The sequence below is a fragment of the Pseudomonas sp. NFACC10-1 genome (assembly GCF_900119195.1).
Taxonomy (GTDB): domain Bacteria; phylum Pseudomonadota; class Gammaproteobacteria; order Pseudomonadales; family Pseudomonadaceae; genus Aquipseudomonas; species Aquipseudomonas cerasi.
The window spans coordinates 59,785-76,053 of record NZ_FPJB01000010.1; the positions used below are offsets into that span (position 1 = coordinate 59,785).

Below are 16,269 nucleotides of genomic sequence, written 5' to 3' on the forward strand. Positions count from 1 at the left end.
TAAATCGCCAGGCTGTGCCGGAAAGTTGATATTGTTTCGCCATCTTAATCGTCTGGGTTCAGTTGTTGATGTACGTTACAGAGACCGTGTTACCCGGGTTTACATTATGGACGATCATGATATATTAACGCGATAATGTGTTTAAAGGTGGATAAATTAAATTTAATTGTTGTTTCTCGATCAGTGAATGTACGCTCGTTTAAATATTGCCAGAGGGCGATAATGAGCATGCGTACGTCGAGGCGCTACAGGGCTTAATTCAATAGATTACCCGCTAATATGAGTGACTGCCATGAGTGATATTCTAAATAAAATAAAACATTACAAGCTTCAAGAGATAGAGGCGGCAAAAACTAACGTACCATTAAGTCGCATCAAGCAGCGTGCCCTCGAACAGTCCAGTCCCCGCGGTTTTTATAAAGCACTGAAAGCAAAAGAACAGCAGGGTCTGTTGGGGCTCATTGCAGAAATAAAGAAAGCAAGTCCATCAAAAGGCCTGATTCGCGAAGACTTCAACCCGCCCGAACTGGCGAAGGCTTATGAAACCGGTGGGGCCGCCTGTTTATCCGTTCTGACCGACACGCCCAGCTTCCAGGGTTCCCCGCAGTTTCTCATCGATGCGCGAAACGCTTGCGCCCTTCCTGTGTTACGAAAAGACTTCATGTTTGACACTTATCAGGTATATGAGGCACGTGCCTGGGGCGCGGATTGCATATTGCTGATCATGGCCTCATTGAGTGACGACCTCGCCGCCGAACTTGAAGATGCCGCCATGACGCTGGGGATGGACGTTCTGGTGGAAGTGCATAACGAACATGAAATGGAGCGTGCGCTCAAACTGTCTTCTCCGCTGCTCGGCGTCAATAATCGCAACCTGCATACCTTCGAAGTAGACCTCGGCACAAGCGAGCGACTGGCATCCATGGTGCCCGCAGGCAAACTGCTGGTCGGTGAAAGTGGCATCGGCAACCATAACGATTGCCTGCGACTCAAAAAATCCGGCATTACTACCTTTCTGGTCGGCGAAAGTCTGATGCGCAAAGAGGATGTTACTGCGGCCACAAGAACACTGCTGACCGGCAGTGCTGACTGACGCGTAGGAAACTCACGGCTCAGAGGGGCGTTAATGCGCTCCTCTGACCGTCCTGCACTTGTCCAGACGTATGCAGTTGATTGGCCCTGAATGCTGTGGAATCAGTATCCACAGCATCACGACCTGAAGCAGTAGAAAACCCTTAGAGCGAAAACCTGGCCACCAGCTTATTCATGTCTACAGCAAGCACTGAGAGCTCGGCACTGGCCGCCGCTGTCTGATTGGCCCCCGTTGCACTCTGGATGGAAAGATCGCGAATACTCATCAGGTTGCCGTCGACCGAACGTGCGACCTGCGCCTGCTGCTCCGATGCGGTCGCAATCATCAGGTTCATTTCGTTGATTTCATTGATTGCTTTCGCGATCAGGGTCAGTGCTGCTCCGGCTTCATGAGCGATGGTGAGTGTGCCACCGGCCTGATCGCAACTTTCACTCATGGCCTTGGTGGCCTGTGCAGTGCCCGTGAGGATGTCGCCAATCATTTTCTCGATTTCCTGAGTCGAGGTCTGGGTACGATGGGCCAGCGCTCTGACCTCATCAGCCACCACCGCGAAACCGCGTCCCTGCTCACCTGCCCGGGCGGCTTCGATAGCTGCGTTCAAGGCCAGGAGATTGGTTTGTTCCGCAATCGTACGAATGACTTCCAATACCTTGCTGATGTCCTTGGATTGCACGGCCAGACGCTCTACATCGACACTGGTGCTCTGCACGGTCTTGCTCAGTTTCTCGATGGCGTCGACCGTACTGGTAACCCGTGCTGCGCCGGTGCGGGTTGACTGATCAGAGGCTTTGGCTGCATCCGATGCAGCGGCAGCATTACGCGCCACCTCATCGACCGCAGCGGTCATCTGGTTAACGGCGGTGGCTGCCTGATCAATTTCGTTATTCTGGCGCAGCAAACCTTTGCTCGACTCCTCGGTGACTGCGTTCATTTCTTCAGCGGCGGATGCCAGTTGAGTGGATGAATCACCGATCAGCTTGATCGTATCGCGCAGATTGTTTTGCATGACCTGGGTAGAGCGCATCAGGTCGGAAAATTCGTCTTTGCCCGTGACGGTAATCACGCTGCGCAGATCACCCTTGGCGATGGTGTCGTTGACACGCAGCATGTCGCGCAACGGCGTGACGATACTTTTGGTGAACAGCACGGCCAGCACAATCGTCGCCAGCGTCGCGGCTGCAATAATGAAGATCACAAACGTTAAGCCGCTTTGATACGAATCCTCGGATTCTTTTCCTGAGTTTGCCGCCTCGTCAATGTTCATTTGAACAAGCCCGTTCACAGCGTCGTCGAGAAGACGGGTAACAGGCGTCACGTTTGAACTCAGGTAGGCCAGCGCTTCAGTGGTTGCGTTTTGACGGATAAGTGCAATCACCTGGTCGAATGCAACCAGTGCTTTATCGGTGTTTTCCGACACGGCTTTGAACAGTTGTCCTTCTTTATCGCTGGCGACAAAAGGGGCGTAAAGGGCTACCTGCTTTTTCAACTCCTCACTCAGCGAAGCGATCATGCCGGACGTGGTGGCCATGTCCTGCGGATTGGTCTGGGACAGCATTCTGCGGACTTCCAGGCGCAGGCGCAGCATCGTGGCATTGATTCGGTCTGCAACCACCACGCTGGCCAATGCATCGTTTTCAATGTCTCTGGCCGTCTCGCGGATTTCTCCCATTTTCCATACTGAAATACCACCCAAGGCGACCAATAAGAGTGCAATAAACATAAAGCTGAGTGCTGCGCGCGCAGATACTTTCAAGTTTCTCATTGTCACTGACCTCCTTGTAGAATTGATTTTTCACGGCTTTAGAACTATCGGCTACCAGAAATATTACTTGAGGGGGTCGGGTTTGGTTTCTGGATTAGTTCGTGCATTAGTTGCGCACGGTTTTGTTCTTTAATTTGTTTAGTGCGCTTTTTTGGGGCGGGATTCATGTAAGTCAGAGGGTGTACAACTCGCTTGTCTTGAGCGTGCAATCAGTAGGCGCTTGAAAAGTAAGAGAAAAGCTATCTTTTTAGAGTGGCCGGACAGCCAGGCGCTCTTACCCCTCTCAATCGTAACCATTTAATACGGTCAGCGTTTCAGGGGTGTAAATCAGGGCTCAAGAGCAGTCGCTTTTGTCTGGAGGGTCCCGTGACGACTTGCTGCGTGAGCTATCCCGCGCAAGACTTCATAACGATTCTCTGATCACCAGCGGGCAGTCCACCGGCTGGGAGCCCGACACTTCAAGGCTTTCAATCAGGTGCCGGGCGGCGTTGCGACCGATCTCGTAATACGGCAGTTGCACCGTGGTCAGCGCAGGAATGAACAGCTCGGCGATGCCGATCATGTTGTCATAACCCAGTACGGCAACATCGCCGGGGATTTTCAGGCCTTGGCCCAGCAGCAACTGGTAGGCACAAAAGGCAATGCGGTCATTGCCGCAGATCAGAATGTCGAACTGCGGACGCCCATCTATCATGTGCCGTGCAAGGATAGCGGCGGTTTCCCAGTAGGCATCGTGTTCGGACAGGTTGTACTGCAAGAGTTCGTCGCGAGTCAGGCCGAATGCCTCGCAGGCACGCAACATACCCGCTTGGCGGATTTCCCAGGCCAGGCTCTGTTTTGGCAGGTTTATGAACAGCGGGCGTCGATAGCCCTTGCTGAACGCGTGGTTCAAGGCGCGGTACTGACCCGTTTCGTCGTCTGGCACATAACTGACCAGGCTGCTGTCGTCGGCTACGCAGTTGGCGAGCACCAGCGGCTTGCTCTTCAGGCGCTGGGGGATACTCACTTTGCGTAACCCCATGGCGCTGAAGATCAACCCGTCGGGGCGGTGCGACAGCATCAGGTCAATGTTCTGGTCAGTGGGCGGATTGCTTAGCAGGTTGAGGATAAATACGTTCCAGCCTGCCTGCTGCGCGGTCTGTTCGATCGACAGCAGCAGCTCGACCGCAAACGGCGTCGTTGCGGTGTCCAGGGCAAATACGCCGATGGTTCGGGTCTGCAGGTTGTCGCCGCGAATCCTGCGAGCCGACAGGCTGGGTACGAATTGAAGCTCATCGATCGCGTTGCGCACTCGCTGATAAGTCTCCGGGCTCAGTTTTCCCGGATCATTGAGCGCCCGAGACACCGTCATCAGAGACACACCGGCCAGTTTTGCAACGTCTTTAACTGAGGTCATGCGAAGCGGAGCCTGTCGGGTTGACTGATGATTATCATGCTACAGAGACCTGATTTTTTTCGCGACTTCAATGATTTACCGACAGGTAGCCCGAGGCGAGTTGCCATGCGTCGGCGATGCAGACCCGGCCTCCGGTTCCGTTGGCAATAAGCTTTACCCCCAGGCTGTCGGTCTGTGGATAAAGACGGCTGCTGAAGCTGAAACTGCCGTTTTGCTCGAACACCTCGATGGACGAGCGATCAAGGAAGATCCGCAGTTCAAGCTGATTCTGTTGTGGATCTATCGCTACACTGCGCTGACCGCTGACGTGGGTGCCCGACTGAGTACGGTCGAGTATCAAACCTTTCAGCGACGCATCGTAGTAAAGCAGCGTCTGCTCCTTGCCATCCTCACTGCAACGCAAGGCCACACCCAGGTGACCTTCGATGCAGTCGAGCAGGTCCAGGTGCACGTGGATTTCGAGCATGTCGCCGTGTATGTCGGCCAGCCATTGGCTACCCGCTTCGCTCCACCAGGGGGTGCCTGGCAGTGACGCGTTGCGCAACGCTGTCAGCTCGCGCGCGGGCTGCACGCACAGGCGATCGGCGCGTACTTCAAGTTCTCGCGGCAGGCCCAGCATGCCGCGCCAGTGATGTGCCTCGGTTGGGGTCGGGCTTTCCCACATGTCGATCCAGGCCCACAGCAGACGCCTGCCATCGGCAGCCACCAGCGTCTGCGCCGCATAGAAATCGTGACCGCTGTCCAGCTCGATAAAAGGCCCGCCGGTGAACTGCCATTGACTGTCGACCTGGCCCACTCGATAGCCGGTGTGAAACCTGTTCAGTCGCTCGTAGCGCTGCGCCGGCATGCCCTGGGGGGAGTAAAGCAGTACGTCGCGTTCATTGAGGCCAAACAGGTCCGGGCATTCCCACATATAGCCGTCGCCTTCGCCGCCTGTGGACACATAACTGACGAAGTCCCACGCGTGCAGGTCCCTGGATCGATAGAGCGGCAGCAGCGGTTTGTCGCCCAGGCGTGCGCCGGCAATCAGGTACCAGTGGCCATCCTGTCGCCAGACTTTCGGGTCACGGAAATGAATCATCCCGTCTTGCGGCGGGGTGTCGATAACGGCGCCGTGTTTGATGAAGCTGATGCCGTCGCTACTGGTGGCCAGGCACTGCACCTGACGGATGAAACGCTCGTCGCCCACGTCACCCAGCCACGTGTGCCCGGTGTAGATCAGCGCCAGGGTGTCGTCATGTACCACTGCACTGCCGGAAAAACAGCCGTCCCGGTCGAAGTCATCACCGGGTGCCAGGGCAATGGGCAGGTGCTGCCAATGGACCAGATCGGCACTCTTTGCATGGCCCCAGTACATCGGGCCCCATTTCGCGTCGAACGGGTGGTGCTGATAGAACACGTGATATTCGCCACGAAAGAACACCACCCCGTTAGGGTCATTCATCCAGCCCGCAGGCGGGGCCAGGTGGTAACCGGGGCGATAATCGTGGACGAGCTGCGACAGACCCTCTTCCAGCGCATGGCGCGCGCGCTCGAGGGCGGGAGACATCGGCTTGTTCATGGCATTTGCAGAAAAACTCATAGGGTGCCTGCTTGTACGAGGTGCGGTGTGGTGCCGGGTGTCAGGTGTTGACTGGCGTCTGTGTGGCGCTTCAGGGCCAGGCCATCTGCGTCGAACAGGTGCAGGTTGCTGTCGTCGAATTGCAGCGCGACCTGATCGCCTGCCTGCCAGCCGGCCTTGGCATCGCAGCGACAAATCAAGGGCTCGCTCGCCCCGGTAGCCAGATGCACATAGACCTCGCTGCCCAGGTATTCGACACCGGATACCGTGACGCCAACGCCGTTGTTCGCAGCATTGAGGGTGATGTGCTCCGGGCGAACACCCAGGGTCAGTTGCGCATCCTCAGTCAGATTCGAGCTGTCGAAGGGCAGGGATTTCATACCCAGTGCCGGGATGTCGATCAGGCTGTTGCGACCCGGTGCCTGCAAGCTCACGGGCAGAAAATTCATTCTCGGCGAGCCCAGAAAACCGGCGACGAAAAGGCTGGCAGGGCGTTCGTAGAGTTCGCGTGGTGAGCCGACCTGTTCGACCTGACCGCCGTTGAGCACGACAATCTTGTCCGCCAGGGTCATCGCCTCGACCTGATCGTGGGTGACGTAGATCATCGTCGAGCCCAGCCGCTTGTGGAGCCGTGCGATTTCGTTGCGCATCTGGACCCGCAGCGAGGCGTCCAGGTTGGAAAGCGGTTCATCGAACAACAGGATGTCCGGTTCCCGCGCCATGGCTCTGCCCATGGCCACGCGCTGACGCTGCCCGCCGGACAATTCCCGGGGCTTGCGCTGCAGCAGTTTGTCCAGTTGCAGGATCTGCGCGGTTTTCAGCACGCGTTCGCGCAGGCTGCTTTTTTCCGTCTTGGCCAGCTTGAGGCCGAAACTGATGTTGTCGTAGACGCTCATGTGCGGGTACAGGGCGTAGGACTGAAAGACCATACCGACACCACGCTCGCGCGGTTCCAGGTCATTGACCCGTCGTCCGTCGATCAGCAGGTCGCCAGCACAGATCGAATCCAGTCCGGCGATCAAGCGCAGCAGCGTCGATTTTCCGCAGCCCGAAGGGCCGACGAACACAACGAACTCACCCGCAGCGATCTCCAGGCTGACATCGCGCAGAATGCGCGTGCCGCCCAATTGCTTGTTGATGTTGGCTAGCTTCAATTTCATCACGATGCTGTTCCTTGTCAGTTGTGTGCATCAACCTTTCAACGCGCCGGCAGTGAGGCCGGAAACGATGCGGCGCTGGAAGATCAGCACCAGAATCACCAGTGGGACGGTCACCAGCACCGACGCCGCCATCAAGAGGCCCCAAGGCAATTCGTGGGAGCTGCCACCCGAAATCAGGGCGATGGCGACCGGGACCGTTCGTTGCGCGTCTGTCAGGGTGAAGGTCAGGGCAAACAGGAACTCGTTCCACGCGGCAATAAAAGCCAGCAGGCCGGTCGTGACCAGCGCGGGCCACAGCAGCGGCAACAGCACACGGGTGAGCGTGACCCAGGGCGATGCGCCATCCATGATTGCCGCTTCTTCCAGCTCATGCGGCAGTTGCCCCATGAACGTGGTCAGCACCCAGACGGTGAAGGGCAGGGTAAAAATCGTGTAGCTCAGGATCAGTGCCCATGAGGTGTTGTACAGACCCAGTGCGCGGATCACTTCAAACAGCCCCGACAGCACCGCGACCTGAGGAAACATCGAGACGCCGAGCACCATCATCAGCACCGTGCCGCGGCCTCGGAACTTGACCCTGCCCAGGGCGTAGGACGCCGTCAGGCCCAGGAACAGCGCCAGCACTACCACACTCAGCGCAACCACCAGCGAGTTGGCGATGGCCTGCAGGAATGACGCCTGACTGAGGACCGCTGCGTAATTGGAGAAGTCGGCTTCGGTGATCCAGTAGCTCACTTCAAACAAGGCACTGGACGGTTTCAGCGAGGTCAGGATGGCGTAATAGAAAGGGAAGATCGCGTACAGCAGCACGACCCCGACCAGGCCCCAGAAGGCCAGGCGCAGCAGCGCTTTCTTCAGTGGGCGCAGGTTCATGAGCGCACCTCCAGCTGGCGACGTCCGAGGTACAGATAAAGCATGGCAATCACTGCCACGACCAGAAACAACAGGGTGGAGGCGGCGCTGCCGTAGCCGACGTCCTGGAACTCCACCAGGTGCTGGCGGGCATAGACCGACATGCTCATGGTGCTCGAAGAGTTGGAGGTCAGGACGTAGATGACGTCGAAGACCCGCAACGAATCGAGAATGCGAAAGATCGCGGCGACCAACAAGGCGGGCATCAGCAACGGCAAGGTGACTCGCCAGAACACCCGCACCGGATGAATGCCGTCGACCCGGGCGGCTTCGTAGCAATCGCTTGGCAGCATCTGCAGTGCTGCGAGCATCAGCAGGGTGACAAAGGGCACGGTCTTCCAGACGTCGACGATGATCACTGCCCACATCGACAGGTCCGCATCTGCCGTCCAGGCCAGCGGCGCATCGATCAGGCCCAGGCTCAGCATCATATGGTTGATGATGCCGAACTGGTCATTGAGCATCCACGACCAGATCTTCGCCGAGACGATGGTCGGAATCGCCCAAGGGATCAGAATCAACGCACGGACCAGCGCGCGGCCGGTGAACTTGACGTTCAACAGCAACGCCACCATCAGTCCCAGGACCATTTCCAGCCCGACCGACACCACGGTGAAATGCAGGGTGTTGCGCACCGCGTTCCACCATTGCGGATCGACCAGCACGCCAGACCAGATGACGCCGTCGTAGAGCAGATAATTGCTCAGGCCCACGAATGAGCCACTGCCGGTATCCGACAGATCGGCATCGGTCAGGCTGAACCAGAATGTGCGCAGCAACGGCCAGGCCGCCACCAGGACCAGGCACACCAGCATCGGCGTCAGAAACAGCCAGGCGGCGCGTAGCCTGCGACGTTGTACAGGCGTTTCCCGGGTGACGAGTTCGTCGTCTCCAGGGAAGTCGGTAGAAGAGACGGGCATGTTGATTTCCTTACGTGTGGCTTACCAGTTCCGGCGTTTGATGCGGGTCAGTTCGCGTTCCAGTTCGACCAGTGCCTGATCGACCGGAATATCGCCCGCCAGCACGCTATGCACCCGATCGAAGAATGCGTTGGAGACGCGTGGGTAGCCGTTGGCCGTGATCGCGGCGGGGCGCATGACCCCATTGCTGAGGATGCTGTGCAACTGCGGGTAGTAAGGCATCGCCGCGAGCAACTCGGGGTCGGCATACAGGGACTCGATGACTGGGTTGTAGGCACCTGCCAGGGCACGCTGTTTTTGCTGCTGGGCGCTGGTCAGGTAGGCAACCAGTTCTGCCGCCAGTTTGGGGTTGCGGCTGTAGCGCGAAACCGCCAGGCCCCAGCCCCCGAGCGTTGAAGCGTGGGTGCCGTTCGCGCCGCCACTGGGCAGGGGCGCGACGCCGACCTTGTCTTTTATCGCGCTGTCCTTGCTTTGCACCAAGGCCCAGACGTAAGGCCAGTTGCGCATGAACAGCGCATTTCCCGACTGGAATACGCCACGGCCTTCTTCCTCGGTGTAGTTAAGGACGCCGGGCGGGGAGATCTCGCCGATCCAGCTTTTTGCCAGGGTCAGCGCGACTCGTGAGGCCTGGCTGTTGACCACGATGTCTCCGCGCGGGTTGACCAGTCCGCCGTCCGGCTGGCTGCTGATCCATTCCAGGGCGTTGCACGTCAGGCCTTCATAGGCGCGCCCCTGGAACACGTAGCCCCACATAGTGGCATTCCCCGCATCGCGTTCGGCTTTTTGCACTTTTTTGGCGGTAGCGGTCATGTCCTCCCAGGTCTGGGGGACCGGCTGCTGGTACTTGTCGAGCAGATCCTTGCGGTAATACAGCAGCCCCGAGTCGGTAAACCAGGGCATCGACACCAGCCGGCCGTCGACGGTGGCGTTGTCCACCTGTGCCTGGAAATAGCCTTGTGTCGCATTTGCCGGAAGCAGTTCGCGCAGATCCGTCAGGTGTTTGGCGAGCATCCCCGGCCACACCATGTCGATTTGAATGATGTCGATGTCGGTGGACTGGGCGCTGAGGATCTGCTGGTAGAACGACAGGCGCTCGGTTGCAGAGTTAGGCGTGGAAACCACCTGAACGTTGTTGCCGGTCTGTTTTGACCAGCTATCGACTGCCTCCTTGCACAGTTGCAATTCAGCGCCGACGGCCCCGCACGAGATCGTCAGATCGGCTGCGTTCGACAGCGCAGAAAACCCGGCGGACAGGGTGAGCAGCGCGGCGGGAAGAAGAGATTTCAGCTGTTTCATAGAGCCCTCTTTATTTTTGTTTTTATAAAAGTTAACGTTAACATCGTCAATGTAACAGCGTATTTTCGATGTGGCACCCTTTTTTCTCCGATTTGCACAATTTTGTGCTGAAGGAAAAAGGCTCGGCCAACGTCACGAAAACAATAAAAACAAAACAGGAAGTCCACATGCAGAACGCATCAAGATGGCTACTCGCAGGGGTACTCGGCACCTCGACAACCGTCTCTCAGGCCGCGACTCTGGAAGAGCGGATGGCCGCATTCGAAGCCCGTGCCAGCGCTGCGGAAAAACGTGCAGCCGCTGCCGAACAGCAAACCCAGGCGCTCGCCAGGGAGCTTCAGCAACTCAAACTCTCGACCCCCGTTGCGCAGCCTGCCGCACCCACTTCTGCGTCCACCGTTGCGGCCAATTCACAGCCGGCTCTGGATGATCGCGTGGCAAAACTCGAAGCCCGCCAGCAAAGCATGGAGAAGCCAGGCAGTGCCGGACACCTCACCGACGGGTTCAGCTTCAAGGGCTACGCTCGCTCCGGTCTGTTGATCAACGACGGTTTGGGCGGCGGTCGCGGTGGGCCTTATACAACCCCCGCAGGTTCAGTCGGTGGTGCGGTCGGGCGCCTGGGTAACGAAGACGACACCTACATGCGCTTCGATCTGTCGAAAGAGATCTACGCGCAGAACGGCACGCGCTCCAAGTTCACCGTCTCCATCGCCGACGGCGTTGAAAGCTATAACGACTGGACGGCCACCGAAAGCAGCCTGAACGTGCGTCAGGTATTTACCGAACTCGACCACATTGCCGCCTTCAAGGGGAATTCAGTGTTCGAAAACGCCACGCTGTGGGCCGGCAAGCGCTTCGACAGGGATAATTTCGATATCCACTGGCTGGACTCGGACGTGGTCTTTCTGGCTGGGACCGGTGGCGGTATCTACGATGTGCAGATGACCAAGGACTGGCGCTCGAACTATTCCCTGATCGGACGTAACTACGGAGATTTCAGTGAGGGCGGCGTCGATGCCGATGTGGAAAGCTATATCCTGACCTCCAACCAATTCTTCGACAATGGTCAGTGGCAGTGGATGTTCAACGCCATTGGTGCAAAGAAAAACGACGTCGGTACGCGCACCAATCAAGCCGGTTTTGCGCCCGCAGATTCAGGCCTGCACACCATGTTGGCCAATCACCAGAAGGACTTTTTCGGTCGGGAAGGCTTCTTCAAGACGGCGTTGCTCTATGGGCAGGGCCTGGGTGCGCAGGTCAAGGACATTGGCGCGGATGGCGAACTGATCGACGACGCCCGCGCAGTGCGTCTGGCCATGTATGGCGAGACACCTATCGCGCCGGGATGGCGCATCGGCCCGAGCCTGCTGGCCGAACAGAGCAAAGACCGCTACGTCAAAGGCGACGATTACCGCTGGCTCACGCTGAACATGCGCCTGGCCAACGAGATCAACAGCAACTTCGAGATGGCCTACGAGCTGAGTTGGCAAACCATGGACCTCGACCCCAAAGGCTATCTGCAACGCAATGCGGTTGACGGTAACTTCTGGAAGTTTACGGTTGCGCCGACCTTCAAGCCGGACATGGGTGACCTGCTCACACGCCCCGAACTGCGAGTGTTCGCAAGCCTCATGAACTGGTCTTCGGATCTGGACCGCTACAGCACGACCGGCAACTTCGGCAAAAGTGATTTCAACTCCGGTGGTGTTTGGCAGTTCGGCATCCAGATGGAGACCTGGTTCTAGGCTCTGCAGGTAAAGCCCGGCACCGTGTGCCGGGCTTTGAATCGGTTTACGGCTACCCGATGAGCATCGGGACAGTTCGTCCTACTGACCCGCTACGCTCTTCATCACCTGCACCCTGAGCACCTTGTTGGCAGCGGTAATGTACGCCCAGCTTGCCTGCTCGCTGGAGCAGAACGTCAGGTTGCTGGTATCGGCAGCCGCGACCAGCAGTTTTCCGAGTGGCTTGCCTGCTGCGGAAAATACCTGAATACCTTCCTTGCTGCTGCTCCACAGGTTGCCAAGCGCGTCGACTTTGATCCCGTCAGGGATGCCGGGCTGGATGTCAGCGAACACCTTGCCGTTGATCAAGCGACCGTCGCGCACCTGATAGACCATGATGCGATGTGCCAGCTTCTTGTTGGTGAAGTCGTGGGCCATTTGTGAGTCGGCCACATAAAGCAGCTGCTGATCCGGCGAGAAGGCCAGGCCGTTGGGCGAGTGGACTTCGGGAGTGTCGAGACGGGTGATCTGCCCGGTGTCGGGTACGTAGCGATAGATGAACTCGCCGCCTTGCTCAGGCTTGCCGCCATAGCCCTCGCTTTTGCTCAACACCCCGAAGGTGGGATCGGAAAACCAGAGAGCGCCGCTTTTATCCGCCACTACATCGTTCGGACTGTTCAGCCGTTTGCCCTGGTAGGTGTCGACCAATGTACGCCACTCACCATTGGGCTCCTGCCGCACGATGCCGCGCTTGCCATGGGAGGCCGCCACCACACGGCCCTGGCCGTCGAGCGTATGCCCATTTTGAAAGTCGGCTTTTTCCAGCCAGGTGGACACGCCATCCTTTGCCTGCCAGCTGCTGACCTTGTTGGCCTTGATGTCACTCCAGATCAAACGGCCATCGGCCAGGCACAGCGGGCCTTCTGCCCACTTCGCCTGATCGGTGAGCAGCTCGACGTGGGCCTGTGGGGCAACCAGTTGGCTGAAGGCCGGGTCGATAACGACTTGCCGGACAGGGGCGACGGCGTCGGTTGCGCCTGCTGAACCCGCAGCCAGGAGCGCACTGCCCAATAGCCATGAGGAGGGGCGCAGAAAGCGATTTTTACGGGTCGGTTTCATAGGTTCAGGTCCGTATGCGATCAGTAGGCACAGCTGCCGTTGGTACGTTTGTCAGCCGCACCCGGTTTAAGTTTGATGATCAGTTGAACATTGGGTTGATCACCCACGGTGCGCGTCAGGTGGCCTACACGTTCGTCATCCGGACGCGGCCGGGACCGGGTGTCGGCATTGAACTGCATCTCTCCCGGTCCTTGCACCAGCACACTGCCATCGGTGGTCTCCACCGACCATTGCCCCTGCAGGGTGACGACCCATTGTGGCCCCGGCGCGTGGTGCCAGTTGCCGACGTATCCCACCGGCAGCACCGCGTAGGCGATGCTTTCGATATCGTCAGGGGAGACGCCGACCCATTGCGGCGCGGCTGGCGGGGCATAGCTTTTGAACTCCAGGCCTTCCAGGCGGCAGTGGCCCACATGCGTGGCACCGTTTTCGTCAGCCCACAGCGTGGCATATGAAACAGGTGGTTGCAGTTGACCGTTACTGTGAGTCATTTGCGCAGACTCTTTCGGCACCGATTGCACGTCGGCATTGGCACTCGCCATGCCCGTGCAGGCGGCGCAGGCCAGAGCCAGGGTGTATAGAGAGTTCATCGGGTCACTCCGTTTACAGGGAAATTCCGTGTGTCTGTCGCAAGACAGCGCGCTACTCAGGCCGGTCGGGTGTGAGGCAGCCAGCGCTGCTGCAAATCCCGCCGTATGACTTCGATCACCCACATCCACAGCAAGTGCCCGAACGTTTCAGATAACAACTCCGAGGCAGGCAGCTCCCACAGCGGCGGTGCCCAATGGAACGCAGGCAGGATGACGCCGTGAAACCCCAGGGTCACCAACAGGCCGAAACCCAGACCCTGCCACAGGGCGGCGCGCGGATACCGGAGTACAAGCAGGCAATAGAACATGGCGAAGAAGATGGAAAAGCCATGGTGGACCAGGGCACTGCCGTAATTCACCACATGCTCTGAATACACATAAGTCAGCTGCTGAGCGTTGATGCCCAGCGAATCAAGCATCTCCACGGGCGGGACCGGGCGGTCCGGCGTGCGAGGCGGGAAGGGGATCTCTGTACCCCATTTGATGAAACTGGAAACATTGCCTCCAACAAAGCCGGCCAGTGCGGCGACACCATACGCTCGCGTGTTCAAATCAGCGCCCCTTCTTCGATAGACCAGGCTGTGAGCGATCTCGCTCTAGCCGTTTACCATGAAGTATGTGCAACGCTCATTTATTTGTAACATACTAATTTGATAGCTCATTGATACTAAAAAAATATCAGATGATTGATTTGAAATTGATGCGCCAGTACGTGGTGGTCGCTGAAACCTTGAATTTTCGCAAGGCCGCGCAGCGCTTGAACATGTCACAGCCGCCCCTGAGCGTTGCGATTCGTCGTCTGGAAGAATGCCTGGGCGTGCAGTTGTTGCTGCGCAGTACGCGCTCCACGCAATTGACCGCTGCGGGCGTCGTGTTTTTGGCCGAGGCGCGGCAAACGCTGTTGCAGGCCGAACGGGCCTGTGAAATGGCACGTCGCTCGGCGGCAGGCATGCTCGGCACGATTCGCCTGGGCTTTGTCGACAGCGTGGTCGATGGTTTGCTGCCGGCGCTGCTGCGTCGCTATCAGGCCGCGAACCCGAACGTCGATATTCAACTGCAGGAGGCCACCCCTCCCGAGCAACTTGAAGGCCTGCGCAACGACCGGCTGGACGTCGGCATTCTGGTGTTACCGGTCATAGACCCGGGCAATATCCATATCGAGCCGCTGTTCGAGGATCGCATGGTTGCGGTGCTGCCGCAGGATCATCCTTTGGCCGAGCAGACGTCTATCGGTCTTGCGGCGCTGGCAGACCAACCCTGGATTCTGTTCGCCCCGCATCATGGTCCGGGCATGCACTCGCACATTCTGCTGGCCTGCGCCAACGCTGGCTTTACTCCTCGGGTCGTGCAACAGCCTCGCCAGATGCAGACCACCGCCGCGCTGGTCGCCGGAGGCATGGGTGTGGCGCTCATGCCGCAGCGCTATGCCCGACGTCAGCCTGGGCGGCTGGCCTGTCGCGAGCTTACGGGCCCAGGCACACCTGTTGCCTATGTGCTGGCGCTGGCGTATCGCGAGCTGTCTCCGTGTGCGCAGTCCTTGCGCGAAGTGATCATGGAGCTGGTTCAGTCGCCAGCGTTCACGCTGTCGTCTGCGGAGTCGTGACCCCGTCACCTGAACTCAGGTCCCAACCCGCTATTCGCGTGCCGGTTCAAATGCACTGAACGCCTGGCTACGCCCTGACTCCAAATCTTGCCCCGGCGCTCAAACAATGCATCACGTCGATGGGTGTTCGAATCCTCTGCCAATCAAGGAATTCCCATGACCGATCCACGTAACGTTGCCCACGACAAAAAAGTCCAGCAAGAGAAAAAGAACCACGGCGAAGAAATCGCGCCGAATGCCGAGCACGCGCCTCAGCCGGGGATGAAGCCGGCACTCAAGCACGATGATGACGAGCAGGAAGAGCAGGCGTAAGCCAGTGACCTGATCGTGACCTTTGGCGGTGCTGGCTGATGTCAGCACCGCCAGGTGGCGCATTCGATGCCATCACTTCAGGCAGGCAACAGGGGCCTATAGCATGCTCAAACACATCATTTTTGACGTAAACGAGACGCTGCTGGATCTGGCCGCGCTCGACGCTTTCTTCGAGGGACTATTCGGCGATAGCCGTGTGCGCACCGAATGGTTCCTGACACTGCAAGAGTGCTGGATGACCAACACCATAACCGGCCAGTATCAGGCGTTTGGTGATCTGGCGCAGGGCGCTTTGAGAATGGTTGCCGCACGGCACAAGGTGGACGTGGGCGACGATCAGTGCCAGGCCCTGGCCGCAGGCATCAAATCTCTTCCTGCGCATAAGGACGTTCATCAGGCACTGCAGTTATTGAAGGACTACGGGTTTGTGCTCATTGCCCTGAGCAATGGCGCGCTGGAGGCGCTGCAGCAACAGCTCGAATTTGCAGGATTGACCGACTGCTTCGAGCACATCATGGCAGGCAGCGAAATCAGTCAATTCAAGCCAGCCGCAGCAACCTACCAAATGGTCGCACAGCGCTTGGGCATCGCTACGGATCAGATGATCATGGTCGCAGCGCACGCCTGGGACATCGCCGGGGCTGCCCAGGCCGGGTGTCGCACCGCGTTTGTCGAGCGCCCGGGGAAGGTGCTCAACCCGCTCGGCACCCAGCCTGACTTGATCGGTAAAGATGTTCAGGATGTCGCCATGAAACTCTGCGCAGGTCCGTTTTAGCACTGATTCGGGAGTCGGCCTGCAGCCATCCCTGATCACTTGCAGA

At 58.2% G+C, this 16,269-nt stretch carries 15 protein-coding genes; 5 read left to right on the plus strand and 10 right to left on the minus strand.

The genetic code is table 11. The annotated features are described in order from the left end of the window. Nucleotides 1-292 precede the first annotated feature (292 nt). Nucleotides 293-1,093 carry an indole-3-glycerol phosphate synthase TrpC gene (gene trpC / locus BT119_RS23935; protein WP_054082209.1) on the plus strand — a complete coding sequence of 267 codons (801 nt, stop codon included), beginning with the start codon at nt 293-295 and terminating at the stop codon, nt 1,091-1,093. 142 nt (nt 1,094-1,235) lie between these two features. Here the strand turns inward: trpC and BT119_RS23940 are convergent, their stop codons facing one another. The 7 genes from BT119_RS23940 to BT119_RS23970 all read right to left on the minus strand — a co-directional run bounded on the left by BT119_RS23940 (nt 1,236) and on the right by BT119_RS23970 (nt 10,100). Next, nucleotides 1,236-2,855 (minus strand): methyl-accepting chemotaxis protein, encoded by a 1,620-nt coding sequence (locus BT119_RS23940; RefSeq protein WP_042930956.1) that lies wholly within the window; start codon nt 2,853-2,855, stop codon nt 1,236-1,238. A gap of 403 nt (nt 2,856-3,258) precedes the next feature. Beyond that, nucleotides 3,259-4,251, minus strand: a complete 993-nt coding sequence (locus BT119_RS23945; RefSeq protein WP_003371156.1) for a LacI family DNA-binding transcriptional regulator — start codon at nt 4,249-4,251, stop codon at nt 3,259-3,261. Between the two features lie 67 nt (nt 4,252-4,318). After that, nucleotides 4,319-5,833, minus strand: coding sequence for a glycoside hydrolase family 32 protein (locus BT119_RS23950; RefSeq protein ID WP_175550606.1), 1,515 nt, complete (start codon nt 5,831-5,833; stop codon nt 4,319-4,321). Continuing rightward, entirely contained in the window at nt 5,830-6,975 is a 1,146-nt protein-coding gene (locus BT119_RS23955) for an ABC transporter ATP-binding protein (RefSeq protein WP_275087169.1), read from the minus strand. Before BT119_RS23955 ends, BT119_RS23950 begins: the two co-directional genes overlap by 4 nt. Before the next feature lie 27 nt (nt 6,976-7,002). Continuing rightward, nucleotides 7,003-7,845 (minus strand): carbohydrate ABC transporter permease, encoded by an 843-nt coding sequence (locus BT119_RS23960; protein WP_003430791.1) that lies wholly within the window; start codon nt 7,843-7,845, stop codon nt 7,003-7,005. Continuing rightward, nucleotides 7,842-8,804 carry a carbohydrate ABC transporter permease gene (locus BT119_RS23965; RefSeq protein WP_003430789.1) on the minus strand — a complete coding sequence of 321 codons (963 nt, stop codon included), beginning with the start codon at nt 8,802-8,804 and terminating at the stop codon, nt 7,842-7,844. Before BT119_RS23965 ends, BT119_RS23960 begins: the two co-directional genes overlap by 4 nt. A gap of 21 nt (nt 8,805-8,825) precedes the next feature. Beyond that, nucleotides 8,826-10,100, minus strand: a complete 1,275-nt coding sequence (locus tag BT119_RS23970; RefSeq protein WP_054082212.1) for an ABC transporter substrate-binding protein — start codon at nt 10,098-10,100, stop codon at nt 8,826-8,828. A 167-nt stretch (nt 10,101-10,267) separates the two neighbouring features. On the opposite strand from BT119_RS23970, the gene BT119_RS23975 reads away from it, so the two are divergent. After that, entirely contained in the window at nt 10,268-11,845 is a 1,578-nt protein-coding gene (locus tag BT119_RS23975) for a carbohydrate porin (RefSeq protein WP_032609082.1), read from the plus strand. Nucleotides 11,846-11,926: 81 nt separating this feature from the next. On the opposite strand, the gene BT119_RS23980 is transcribed toward BT119_RS23975, so the two are convergent. Genes BT119_RS23980 through BT119_RS23990 form a run of 3 tightly spaced genes read right to left on the minus strand, consistent with a single transcriptional unit; the run spans nt 11,927 to nt 14,084 of the window. Further along, the gene (locus BT119_RS23980; RefSeq protein WP_054082213.1) at nt 11,927-12,943 is read right to left on the minus strand and encodes an SMP-30/gluconolactonase/LRE family protein; all 1,017 of its coding nucleotides are present in this window, start codon (nt 12,941-12,943) and stop codon (nt 11,927-11,929) included. A 20-nt stretch (nt 12,944-12,963) separates the two neighbouring features. Beyond that, entirely contained in the window at nt 12,964-13,533 is a 570-nt protein-coding gene (locus tag BT119_RS23985; protein WP_003371174.1) for a cupin domain-containing protein, read from the minus strand. A gap of 56 nt (nt 13,534-13,589) precedes the next feature. Continuing rightward, the gene (locus BT119_RS23990; RefSeq protein ID WP_003371176.1) at nt 13,590-14,084 is read right to left on the minus strand and encodes a YagU family protein; all 495 of its coding nucleotides are present in this window, start codon (nt 14,082-14,084) and stop codon (nt 13,590-13,592) included. A gap of 131 nt (nt 14,085-14,215) precedes the next feature. Here BT119_RS23990 and BT119_RS23995 point away from each other — a divergent pair, with 131 nt between their 5' ends. The 3 genes from BT119_RS23995 to BT119_RS24005 all read left to right on the plus strand — a co-directional run bounded on the left by BT119_RS23995 (nt 14,216) and on the right by BT119_RS24005 (nt 16,223). Further along, nucleotides 14,216-15,136 carry a LysR family transcriptional regulator gene (locus BT119_RS23995; protein ID WP_044310439.1) on the plus strand — a complete coding sequence of 307 codons (921 nt, stop codon included), beginning with the start codon at nt 14,216-14,218 and terminating at the stop codon, nt 15,134-15,136. A gap of 156 nt (nt 15,137-15,292) precedes the next feature. Further along, nucleotides 15,293-15,448 (plus strand): hypothetical protein, encoded by a 156-nt coding sequence (locus BT119_RS24000; protein WP_003317799.1) that lies wholly within the window; start codon nt 15,293-15,295, stop codon nt 15,446-15,448. Between the two features lie 103 nt (nt 15,449-15,551). Further along, nucleotides 15,552-16,223 carry a haloacid dehalogenase type II gene (locus BT119_RS24005; RefSeq protein WP_003430778.1) on the plus strand — a complete coding sequence of 224 codons (672 nt, stop codon included), beginning with the start codon at nt 15,552-15,554 and terminating at the stop codon, nt 16,221-16,223. The last annotated feature ends 46 nt before the right edge of the window (nt 16,224-16,269 follow it).